The organism is Candidatus Rhabdochlamydia sp. W815 (assembly GCF_018642185.1).
In the GTDB taxonomy this organism is placed as follows: domain Bacteria; phylum Chlamydiota; class Chlamydiia; order Chlamydiales; family Rhabdochlamydiaceae; genus Rhabdochlamydia; species Rhabdochlamydia oedothoracis.
In genome coordinates, this window is the sequence record NZ_JAAVTY010000043.1 from 1 (window position 1) to 10822 (window position 10822).

General features: G+C 35.9%; 12 protein-coding genes. 3 read left to right on the plus strand and 9 right to left on the minus strand.

What is annotated here, in order from left to right:
- Nucleotides 1-202 precede the first annotated feature (202 nt).
- Nucleotides 203-1276: a hypothetical protein gene (locus RHOW815_RS04230; protein WP_215217097.1), complete on the plus strand. Its 1074-nt coding sequence runs from the start codon at nt 203-205 to the stop codon at nt 1274-1276.
- A 2-nt stretch (nt 1277-1278) separates the two neighbouring features.
- Here the strand turns inward: RHOW815_RS04230 and RHOW815_RS04235 are convergent, their stop codons facing one another.
- The 9 genes from RHOW815_RS04235 to RHOW815_RS04275 all read right to left on the minus strand — a co-directional run bounded on the left by RHOW815_RS04235 (nt 1279) and on the right by RHOW815_RS04275 (nt 9302).
- Nucleotides 1279-2283, minus strand: coding sequence for a 1-acyl-sn-glycerol-3-phosphate acyltransferase (locus RHOW815_RS04235; protein ID WP_215217098.1), 1005 nt, complete (start codon nt 2281-2283; stop codon nt 1279-1281).
- Nucleotides 2261-3802: an Rne/Rng family ribonuclease gene (locus RHOW815_RS04240; RefSeq protein WP_350339704.1), complete on the minus strand. Its 1542-nt coding sequence runs from the start codon at nt 3800-3802 to the stop codon at nt 2261-2263. The genes RHOW815_RS04235 and RHOW815_RS04240 overlap by 23 nt, the downstream gene beginning before the upstream one ends.
- 61 nt (nt 3803-3863) lie before the next feature.
- Complete coding sequence (plsX, locus tag RHOW815_RS04245) at nt 3864-4907, minus strand: phosphate acyltransferase PlsX (RefSeq protein WP_215217100.1); 1044 nt, start codon at nt 4905-4907, stop codon at nt 3864-3866.
- The gene (gene rpmF, locus RHOW815_RS04250) at nt 4870-5052 is read right to left on the minus strand and encodes a 50S ribosomal protein L32 (protein ID WP_215217101.1); all 183 of its coding nucleotides are present in this window, start codon (nt 5050-5052) and stop codon (nt 4870-4872) included. Before rpmF ends, plsX begins: the two co-directional genes overlap by 38 nt.
- A 57-nt stretch (nt 5053-5109) precedes the next feature.
- A complete protein-coding gene (locus RHOW815_RS04255) occupies nt 5110-5592 on the minus strand; it encodes a DUF177 domain-containing protein (protein ID WP_215217102.1) in 483 nt (160 codons plus the stop codon).
- A gap of 54 nt (nt 5593-5646) precedes the next feature.
- Complete coding sequence (lpxB, locus tag RHOW815_RS04260) at nt 5647-6774, minus strand: lipid-A-disaccharide synthase (RefSeq protein WP_215217103.1); 1128 nt, start codon at nt 6772-6774, stop codon at nt 5647-5649.
- Entirely contained in the window at nt 6774-7526 is a 753-nt protein-coding gene (locus RHOW815_RS04265) for an alpha/beta hydrolase (protein ID WP_215217104.1), read from the minus strand. Before RHOW815_RS04265 ends, lpxB begins: the two co-directional genes overlap by 1 nt.
- Entirely contained in the window at nt 7498-8748 is a 1251-nt protein-coding gene (gene pcnB / locus RHOW815_RS04270) for a polynucleotide adenylyltransferase PcnB (RefSeq protein ID WP_215217105.1), read from the minus strand. The genes RHOW815_RS04265 and pcnB overlap by 29 nt, the downstream gene beginning before the upstream one ends.
- A gap of 80 nt (nt 8749-8828) precedes the next feature.
- Nucleotides 8829-9302 carry a hypothetical protein gene (locus tag RHOW815_RS04275; protein ID WP_215217106.1) on the minus strand — a complete coding sequence of 158 codons (474 nt, stop codon included), beginning with the start codon at nt 9300-9302 and terminating at the stop codon, nt 8829-8831.
- Between the two features lie 66 nt (nt 9303-9368).
- Here RHOW815_RS04275 and RHOW815_RS04280 point away from each other — a divergent pair, with 66 nt between their 5' ends.
- Both RHOW815_RS04280 and RHOW815_RS04285 read left to right on the plus strand, forming a co-directional pair.
- The gene (locus RHOW815_RS04280) at nt 9369-10292 is read left to right on the plus strand and encodes a thioredoxin fold domain-containing protein (protein WP_215217107.1); all 924 of its coding nucleotides are present in this window, start codon (nt 9369-9371) and stop codon (nt 10290-10292) included.
- A 137-nt stretch (nt 10293-10429) separates the two neighbouring features.
- On the plus strand, nt 10430-10630 hold the full coding sequence (locus RHOW815_RS04285; protein WP_215217108.1) for a helix-turn-helix domain-containing protein: 201 nt from the start codon (nt 10430-10432) through the stop codon (nt 10628-10630).
- Nucleotides 10631-10822: the final 192 nt, after the last annotated feature.

Here is a 10822-nt window from a genome sequence, read left to right on the forward strand (position 1 = left end):
TGTGTTTGATTGTTAAAAATCACAATAGAGATTCTTTCATCGCCTGCCTATTCTTTTTTTAATTCTTCTGTGCACTTCAAACTTGAAAAGACTCTTAAATTACTTTTTAAATTTTTGTCTTTGTAATAAAGCTGTCATTAATTTAAATAATTTACTAATATTTATCTGCTTTCATTAAAACCAAGGTTAAAAGGAGTCTATTATGCCCCTAAATAATTTAGGTAAGTTCGATCCGCGAACAAATCAGTCAGTCCCAAGAGAAAATTCAATTGCAAATTTTCCCAAAGATCAAATGGCAGCTTTTGCCAGGAATATAGCTAATGCTAATATTAGTGCTGCATGTTCTCAGAGCACTTCGGTTTTAGATAAACAAATCAGGTTTAAAGTAAATGATCAAGAGCTACGGCTTCGTATTAAAGAGCCAGTTAAAGAGCTGAAAAAGAACAGAGATTTGCTTATTTTTTGGAAAGATATAGAGGATACTATTGATTTATCAGCACCTCTTCCGGCTACATTGCAAAAGTCAGAAGAATGCACGACTATTCTGAGCCTTCTTAAAGCAAGCTTTCCAAAATTAACATCATTATCTTTATTTCCTAAAGAAATACCAAGATTTGTTGTTTCTTCTCTTATTCCTTTAAATCAGGAAGGCAAGGGAAATTTTTTTCCTCAAATAGAATCAGAAGGACAGATTGCCTATATAGCGTGGGATTCTTCTGGTTCTCAGATAGCAAAAGGGTTTAAAGAAAAAACATGTGATATTCTACTTAAAAATAAAGAGGCTTTTTGTGGGGTCGGTTTATCTCAAGCCAACTTGGAAGGGATAGAAGAAGGAGCTGGAGTGTCTGCTCATTTTATGACTTCGAAGGTTACAGTAATAGGTATACTCATTGAGTCCCCAGTACCCACGCAATCATCATCATGGTGGTTGAGTGATGGTAGAGTTACTGATGATAGAAGGATTGCTTGTGATAGTGACTCTGATGAGGACAACCTTGGTTGCGATGTCCCGACTGGGGTAATCTCTAGGGGCCCTTCATCAAGAAATATTGATACTACTTTTGGGATGCTTGGAGTTCAAGGAGCTAGTGTTTCTTCTAATTCACCAAATTTGTGGGATAGGCCAAAAAAACCAAGAGAAACGCTTCACCCATTTTGCTTGGAAATTGTTCCTCAATTTTCTTCAGAAGAAACTCCGGTTCATGAAAAAGATTTGGAAATCGCAGTTGACATGCAGTTTCAGAAAAAAGCATTTAGAGATTTGTCTAAATCTTAAATTTAGGAAAAGTTATTGTACATCTTACGTACTAAATTATAGATGAATTCTGCACGCTCTTTGCGGCGTGCATGTTTATCGTGTGATGTTTGTAAGGCGCGGTTTTCCATGTTAATTTCGGGACCAAATGCTATTTGAATCGGCCCATAACTCACTGTTCGCGATTCTCCTAGTTCTACTTGGATGGTTTTGGGAGGAGGTAGGATAGCATAGGTTTTTAAAGCTAGAGGATAAAAATGCGTAGGGTGTAAAGAGCGTTTAGCTATGAGATAAAACATTTCAATGCTAGGAGGATCAAAATCTGCTACTTCAATAACTCCTTTGCTATTGCTTCTATCTCGACCACCACTAGGGGCCACATAGATAATATTCCCTCCTTTTTTTAAAAGGCAACTCATAGTATCCATGGTTTTTTTATTGTGTAGCTGCTTTTTCATTTTCAGTTCTGGAGGATTATCAATATAGCGCTTTGAATAGATACACAATAAATTACAACCCAAGCTTAAAGGAACCGCTAATGGATCGCTGATTACACGATCACCAGCAACAAAAATGAGTTCCTCTGCAATTTTTGGCAATTTTTTCTCTAATAAAATGTTAATCATTTGAGGATCTCCCTCGGATTGATGATTAGCAAAAAGAATAACATTGTCTTTATTCTTTAAATGAGAATCTATTTCTTCTAAGTAAAGTTCTCCTTTTAAAGAAGAAGAGGATATATCAATAAGAGGCCTTACAAAATCAAGGGCAAATTTGTGATAATCAAAATATCTACGTAATCTTTGGTGGTAATGAGAAAAAGAAAAAGGATCAGCGCATTGTAGGAGAACAAGTTCTAGAAAGGTAAGAAAAATTTGCTCTGTTTTTTCTCTTGTCTGTAGAGCCGCCGCTTTATATTCTGTATAAAATCCGTGCAAAATTGTGGCGGATTTCTTAGGAATAAGATTCTGTTTAATAGCAAACTGCAGCTTTTCTAAGAATGCATTAGATTTCGAGTTTTTTTTCATTGATTGTTGAATAAAATTGAAATTCATTTAGATGTAGGTTGTCATTACTATCAAAAGAGAGTTGCGCATGCCAGCTTTCTGCTAATTTTATCAGATTTTTCTTATCGTATTGATTCAAGTAGGCTTCTAGTTCTGGATGGGTAACTAATTTGAGACCAAAGTGTTGTTGTTGGCAAATCAGCTTTTTAAGTGTTCGCTTAATTTCAATAGAGGCGCTTTCATGGTTTTTTATCATTCCACTTCCGTGACAATAAGGACAACTTATAAACATGGTTTGAGTAAGAGATTCTCGGCTACGCTGTCTGGTCATTTCGACCAAACCAAATTCGCTCATACTTGAAATTGTACATTTAGCAGAATCATCTTTCATTGCCTCTTTTAAGCGTTCTAAGACACGGCGTTGATTTTTGCGGGAGCGCATATCGATGAAATCACAAATAATCAAGCCTCCAATATTACGCAAACGAAGTTGGCGAGCGATTTCCTCTGCGGCTTCCATATTAATATGTACCAATGCTTCTTCTACGTCAGATGCTGAACTTTGAGAGCGTCCTGAATTTACATCAATCGTATACATCGCCTCTGTTCGATCAAAGAACAAATAACCACCGCTTGGAAGCCAAATTTTACGCCGCAGAGCTCTTTCAATTTCTCTTTCTGCACCAAATCTTTCAAACATAGGCACTTTATCTCTGTATAACTCGATTTTTAAATGGTGCTCTGATGCATATTTTGTATACATGCGTTTACATCTTTGGTAAACAGAGTGATCATCCACCAACAAACGCTCAAACTTCTTATCAATTGCGCTTAAAATAGCGCGTTTAATGAGATCGGATTCTTCATACAGACATGTGGGTTTATTAGCTTTATGGAATTGATCGATAATATGTTGCCATGTTTTAAGCAATTCACTTGCTTCATTAATAAGCATTTCAGCAGAAGCATTCATACTTGCCGTTCGGCAAATAAGTCCCATGTCTTGCGGCATTTCAAAAGCACGAATGAGTTTTTTTAAACGATCTCTTGAAGCAGGATCTTCTATCTTACGCGATACTCCTCTATGAGGAGTATTAGGCAACAAAACAAGATACCTACCCGGAATAGAGATATTAGAAGTTAATCGCGCTCCTTTAGTGCCTATTGGTTCTTTTACCACCTGTACGAGTACAGATTGCTCTGGTTTTAAAAGCTTAGAAATATCGGTCTCTTTGCGTTGCTTGGTCTGCTTTGAGGAGATTTGATGATTCCATTCAAAATCCATATCAAATATTTCTTGAAATTTCTGCGTGTTTTCCAAAATATCAGAAATATGGATAAATCCATTTTCTCCTTCATTAATATCAATGAAAGCAGATTGGATATTGTGTAAGATATTTGTTACACGGCCGCGATAAATATTACCGGCTATTTGTCGATTTTTTTTTCTTTCTACAATCAAATCATAAAGAGTTCCGTGTTTAAGCACAGCATAGCGAACCTCTTTTGACTCGATATTTAATAAAATTTCTTGCATCAGGTCCTTTAAGCGAACAGATTTTAATGAGTATATGACTTAAAAGAAGTAATCCTATAAGATTTTACGTTCTTTTTCCAGAAAAAAGCAATGATTGCAACTGTTCTTTAACCTTGTCAATAAAATTATATTTAATTAACTGACAAGCATTATTAATACTGCTTAGGATACTCGAAGAAGAGCCTTCTCCATGACACTTAATGACAATTTTATCAATCCCTGCAAGAAGAGCTCCTGGATACTTAGAATAATCGAGTTTTTGGCGTAATTCATAAAGGGCTCTTTGTAATGGTAAAGAATGATTTTCTTTATCAATATCACCAATCATTTTTAAAATATTAAAAGCAATTCCTTCAGAGGTTTTTAAAAATATGTTACCCGTAAACCCATCGGTGATTAACACATCTAATTCCGTTTGAAATACATTTCTAGCTTCTACATTCCCTATGAATATAAAATGATTCTTATCAGACAGATGCTCTAGCGTTTGATAGGCATCCCTTAGTTCAGGGGTACCTTTTTTTGCTTCTGAGCCAATATTTAAAAGTGCCAATTTAGGATAAGAAATACCCCGACTTTTCTGATAGGCAATTCCCATGGCTGCAAAATGCACAAGATGAGCTGCTTTGTAAGAAATACTGGCCCCAACATCGAGCAGAGCAATCTCCGATTGATGCCCAGGGAATAGGGTTAGTAAAGCAGGCCTTTTTAAGCCAGATAGTGAGGCTAGATGTATCTTTGCACAGCTCATTAAAGCGCCTGTATTCCCCGCTGAAATAAAGGCATGCAAATGGCCTTCTTTTAACATGCGAATTCCCACACATAAAGAAGAATGAGGCTTACGTTTAATAGCAATTAGGGGCAACTCATGCATGTAAATAGCTTCTTGCACAGGAAAGAAAGAAAGGGAAGCAGAAGGGGAAGGAATACCTTCAAACACTTCCGAAGTGCCAAACAAAGTTAAATAAATGGGGTCGTCAAATGAGTCATAATGCAAGAGAATAGTTTCAAGCAGTTCTCTTGCAGGGGCATCGCTTCCCATTAAGTCGATGCCAATAGATAGGGGAGACTTAACCTTTCCTCTCACTGAATACCCAACGTCCTGCATAAAATCCACAATGAGAGCAAATACGATGAGACAAGCAGCTTTGAGCGCAATTCGTGCAGCTATTTACATTTTTTGGTTTTTTGGCATGGTGAGCGCGGCGGGAATTCTTTCGAGCATTAGAGGTACGGTTACGAGGGACGGCCATGGTTGAATACTCCTTAAAAAATCATCTGGATTATTTATAACTAATTTAAGACTTTATTTAAAGTTCAATGAAAAAATTGTCTTCTGCAAAAGGGAAGTAAACGTCTTTTGTTTTGCTAGGCCCATCTTTTACAGGGGTTTTTAAATATTTTTTTAAAGCAGGTCTGTCTGGGCAGTTACCTTGGTTACACTCACAAAAAGCAGGGACTAGGTTGAGGATTGTGGAGCGTATTTCATCGGTAAAGTCAAAAACAGCACCTTTAATCTCAGACAATGCTATGGAAAAGCAGGTATTGTTTAATTTTAAACTATTTTCTGTCATTTTGTTGCAAATAGAGCAAGGGATAAAAACACTGATATTTAATGTAAACTGCATCATTAAATGATCATTTGCCAAATAGGCTTCAGCATCTATCTTGAAGATCTTATCGAAGACAAGATCTTGTTCTTCAATTTCTAAAAAATCAGAGGAAATGCTTTCTGAAATCTTTTCTGTTTGACCTTTTTTTAAACGGTCGATGTAAATATGTAATTCTTTCATAAATTAGACCAAATTTAGTAAAAATCTATATTATTTTCTAGATAAAATAAGATTTTAATTACTGAGCATGAGACAGATCTGTTTGCTTACCTCTTTTGCTGCATTTGCTCTGCCAAGTAAAGTTAGTATATGTTTACATTTTTCTTGATAAACTGGGTGATTTTCAAGTAAGTGGTATGCATGAGATAGAAGAGAGGTGTTAGTAAAATAAGGCCCAATGAGCTCAGGAAAGATCTCTTGATTTGCAATGATGTTTACTAAACAATAAAATGGTAGTCGGATGCGTAATAGATCTCTTGCTATAATTAGATCGAGTTTAGATAACCCATAGGTAACCACTGTAGGAACAAAGTGAAGCACTAATTCAAGGGTTACCGTTCCTGATTTAGCAATTGCAAGATGGGTTTTTTGCATGAGTTCATAGCTATGAGTAGAAGGAACAAAAGTAATCGGATAATTCCAGTTTTTTTTTTGTAGAATGAAGAGGATTTGAGAATGAAATTTAGGTTGTGCTACAGAAAGAGCAATATGCAAATGAGGATTATTTGCGCATAAGTGTTTACAGGTATCGAGGTAAATAGGTAAATTACGCTCGATCTCTTTAGATCTGCTTCCAGGAAATAGCGCAATGATTTGCTTATCTTTTGGCAAATCAAGATTTTGATAGTTATAAGACTGAATGCGAAAATTAAGGGGATGACCAACATATTGTGTAGGGAGCTTTCGAAAAATTTGCGATTCAAAGGGCAAGATAGTAAATAAATGATCTAAATGCTTTTCCATAAAAGCAATTCGATGCTTCCCCCATGCCCATACCGAAGGACAGATAAAATGCACGATTTGTCCTTTAAAACCCCTTCTTTTTAAATGTCGATGTAATCGTAAGCTAAAACCTGGGTAATCAATGGTAAATACCATTTTTGGTTGTAGTTCTAAAATAGCGTTTGCTACTTTGTAAAACATACGTACCAGTTTAGGAAATGCGCAAAACACATCAATAAACCCCATAACTTGCAATTCTTCCATAGCAAGAACGGGGTTTACTCCTTGATGTCGCATGCGCGGTCCAGCAACACCAAATATGTTAAGAGTAGGCTTTTTTACTTTAAGCTCAGCTAAAAGAGATTCTGCATGTAAATCACCGCTTGGTTCTCCACAAAATATAAAAAGATCACAAGGCATTAAAAGACCTTAAGTTGCTTAGCTATCCATTTTGCCCCATGATGAAATGTTTCTTTTGCTGTGCCGTGACCATGATATCCAATCGAAGGTAAAATCCTCAATTCGATGGGAGGAGACAGGCATCTTTTCTGGTAAGCTGTTTCAGTAAGGGTTTCTATCAAATCAAAACAATTGCGTGTTCCTACTCTAACATCTCTATTTCCAATATAACAGCGAATTTTTTTATCAGATAGCAGATCAACTATATGCATAAGGTCCCAGCTAACCAAATCTGAAAAACCTGGCAGAAAAGAGAGTTTGGTTAAAGGAGCAAATCCCAACCAATAAGGAACTTCAGAGTTTTTTGCTGCTACATGTGCAGCAATCAAAGCTCCTCGAGATAGTCCCATTGCCGCAATCTTATTTGGTAGAATAAGTTTTTGATTTAGTAGAAGATCGATCGCATTTTGGATCTTTTTCAGATAATTTCCTAATAGATCTTCACCTTTTTGCATAGCTGTTGCCCATTCTGCAAGCCCTTTTGTAGCAGGTTTTCCTTCTTCATGATAAGGCAGAGTGATCGAAAAAATCCTCAAAGGAAACTGGGAAAGATACACGACTGGTTGATTAAAGGGATCTAAAACCAGGGAATCTTTAGCGGATAGAGCAAAATAAAATATAGCAGGAAGAGGACCTAAATCAACAGATGGTCCCAAATATTCTAACTGAATGGTAGAAGCTAGATTAAGTTGCTGAGGAGGAAGGGGTTTCATCTGTTTTTACTTTCTTTTTACGTCGTCGTCGCTTATTAGATGCAGGGTTTGTAAGGGCATGATTCCATTGTTGCCATACAACTTTAAGAGCCGGTTCTAATGTACAGCGAATTTCAAAAAATTGCATAGCTTGCATAAAATCTGGATCTTGAGGAATGCGAATGCGTCGTGGCTTTTTAGAATCAAAAGGAGTAATGCGATATTGCGAAACCAAAATCGACTGCAAGCTTGTACGTAATCTACGAGAAAGATTTATAAAGGGGCGAAACATTTCATCAAGTAGCTCATGTATTTCTTCGTTTATCTGTCCTAAATGCAGGATGATATCTCGATTCATATAATGTGTATAGATCTTTTTTTCCAGTATAGGAAATGCCAAGGCAGCTAATAAAACAGCGCGTGAAAGGTTTATATGATCCGATTTCATGAAGTAATTATCGATTTCTTTTAGAAAAGAGAAAACCTCTTCTGCATCTTTAGAATCTAAAAAATCTCCTAGTGAAGGCATTAACAAATACATAAACCCATGTTCCGCAAGAAGACGAAAAAAGGGCTCCGAAGCTTTAGATTCCAACATGCGCAGCAACTCTTCCAATATGCGTGCAGGCGAGCTTTTCATAATTTCCTGACGACATTCAAGCAAAGCAACATGTGAAGGATCATCAATGGTAAAACCAAACCTTGCTTGAAATTTAAGCATTCTTAGCATGCGAACAGGATCTTGACGAAAACGAATAAAAGGTTGGCCAATAGTGCGCAGAATTTGTTTTTTTATATCTTCAAAACCTCCAATGTAATCAATAATTGACTGAGAGTCTGGATCGTAAAACAATGCATTAATGGTAAAATCACGTCTTAAAGCATCCTCTTTTGCCGTTCCCCATTTATTGTCGCGTACGATCAATTCATCGAGCTCATTATCTCCGGAACGAAAGGTGGAAACCTCTAATGTTTTTTTTCCAAATCGAATGTGAGCAAGGCGAAAACGCCTTCCTACTAAAATACAATTTCTGAATATTTTTTTTATTTCTTCTGGTTGTGCAGATGTGCAGATATCAAAATCTTTAGGATTTTTATGCAGCAGCAGATCTCGAACACTTCCTCCGACTAGATAGGCTATATAACCTGCAGCGCGAAGTTTTTGCATAACATACAGCGCATCGGAGTCAACTTTTTTCATGCAAAGCTGATGTTCTTCAAAAGAATAAATGCGTTGAGACACTAAAGTCCTAAAATAAATAAATTTGCACTGAAAAACACTTTAATTCAAAGCGGTTGAAAAAGTCAAGATTGCCTTGGTTGTTAAATACTTAGGCCATACACTTGATTTTTTTCTATAAACAAATTTTTCCAATGATAGAAATCAAGGATCCCTTTGGGATCTCTTCTCAATATATAATAAGCTAAAAATAAGGCTTCAATAGACGCTAATCCTCTTTGAGGATCTAAGCAATCGTCTTGTTTGCGTGGGTAAGCGGTTTGAAAATGAGAAGGAAGGCTACGTGAGATAAAACGATGGGGTTGTGGGAGATTTTTAAAAATGGTTTGCGCGTATCTCCAAGTTGCATCTATTAAAAACAAACCGTAATTTGCATCTTTCAAAGAAAGGTAAGGAGCATCTAAAGTAAGTAAAACGTAGGAGGATAAATCAGGCAAGCTCTGAACAGGGTATGTAAAAAATTTGCAATCTTCTCTTGTTTCTATACCGCGTAAGCTACATTTTTTTAAATTTTCTTTACGATGTCGCAAAATAATAGTAGTAGGAAATACAGACATTTCTTATAGAAAAACCAGTGGTCGTTTTTAGGTTTAATAGTAATTGATTTTGTTTTTTTTGTAATTATGTTTCAGATGGGATGTTTATTTTTTGCTTTTACTAGTTTAGTCTTTGCGGATTGGGTATTTGAAGAAAATAAAGCTTTAACCCTTTCCTCTGAACGTAATCTGCCCATTCTTGCTGTTTTTCTTGTGGAAGAGGGTTGTTGTTGGTCAGATCAGTTGAAAACAGAGCTTTTTCAAAAACCTGAATTTATTAAAGAGATTTCGCAAGAAATGGTTCTATGGCAAGTCTTTTTGAAACAAAAAAAAGAAATACGCGATAAGTATCAGGTACAGGAATGTCCTTTAATTTTATTATTAGATCCTAAAGGAAGGGAATTTGCAAGATTGAACTTTATACCACTCGATCATAAACTTTTAAAAGAGCTTGTAATCTCTCTAATAAATGATTTTTCAACGATATGTTCCTTCATAGATACCGATTTTGATGAAGAGAAATGGCAAATAATTTATCAAAAGGCCTCTCGTTTATCCGCTTCTTGTTTTAAAGAAAAAATTTTGGAGCAAGGAGTAAAAAAAGAAAAAGGATGTTTTTTTCACTTAGAAAAATATGCTCAGCTTTTACAAGAAAAAGGGTCTCGTCATCCGTATGTTCTAAAATTTAAAAAAAAGACATTGCGAAAAGATAAAATGCATCAATTAGGTGCAAGAGCTTGCCTTGCCTCTATAGAATTTCATGATCGAAATCGCAAAGGCAAATCTGTTGATAAAACCATAGAACCTTTACTCGAATACCTACACACATCAGCTCTCATAGAGGCTCAATATCGTTGGGAGATAGAGTTATTACTAGGACAATTTCTATGGAAGAAAAATCGGTTAGAAAAGGCTAGAGAGTATTTGTTATTAGCCTATAAGCATGCACCTAATGCATTTAAACTGCAACTACAAGAGATCTATCAGTTAGAAGAATTTGATAATCAATGAGTTCCTTGACTCCCCTTCTTTTAAGCTAATGTAATTAAAAATAAATATAACTAGTTTATTTAATATAGTCTTTTCAAGTTTGAAGTGCACAGAAGAATTAAAAAAAAGAATAGGCAGGCAATAAAAGAATCTCTATTGTGATTTTTAACAATCAAACAAAAGGAGAGACCTTGCCTAAAGGCTACCATCACCTAACCTATAACCAAAGATGTCAGATTTATATTTTAAAAGCTAGAGGAGATACATCTAGCTCAATAGCAACCATTCTAAAAGTTCATCATAGCACTATCGGTCAGGGCTTACACATGAAGAATTTCCTTTGCACCTACCAGATCTAATAAATAATCTTTACGACATGATACAATGAAACGCCGTTTACGTAATAGGATCTATTGTCTTATTAGCAGAACCGCATAATGTCTTGGCCGTCAAATGGCAATGCTGTCTCTTCCAAATGCCTGAGCTATGGACTGAGTCCACTGCATAAAACATGTACGGAACGAATGAGGATTTAAAAAGGCAAAAAACCT